Origin of the sequence: Amphritea pacifica (assembly GCF_016924145.1) — a bacterium.
GTDB classification, from domain to species: domain Bacteria; phylum Pseudomonadota; class Gammaproteobacteria; order Pseudomonadales; family Balneatricaceae; genus Amphritea; species Amphritea pacifica.
Genome location: NZ_JAFFZO010000267.1, coordinates 1 through 242 on the forward strand (window position 1 = coordinate 1; position 242 = coordinate 242).

1 tRNA gene is annotated in these 242 nt (G+C 50.0%); it reads left to right on the forward strand.

Features of this window, described 5'->3' with window-relative positions:
* Positions 1 to 115: 115 nt before the first annotated feature.
* Positions 116 to 192, forward strand: a tRNA-Ile gene (locus tag JW499_RS22300).
* The last annotated feature ends 50 nt before the right edge of the window (positions 193 to 242 follow it).

The following is a 242-nucleotide window of genomic DNA, read 5'->3' on the forward strand; positions in this document are numbered from 1 at the left end:
CCCTAGGGGAACCTGGGGCTGGATCACCTCCTTAAACGATAGCGGATTCTTAGCAAGCGTTCACACGAATTATCTGATCACTGATAGAGAGAGCACATTGGTTCTGACCGATTGAAGGCTTGTAGCTCAGCTGGTTAGAGCGCACCCCTGATAAGGGTGAGGTCGGTGGTTCAAGTCCACTCAGGCCTACCACTTTCCCTGGCAATAGCTTGAGTAGGTGGTTAGTTAGAACTGAAGAAAGT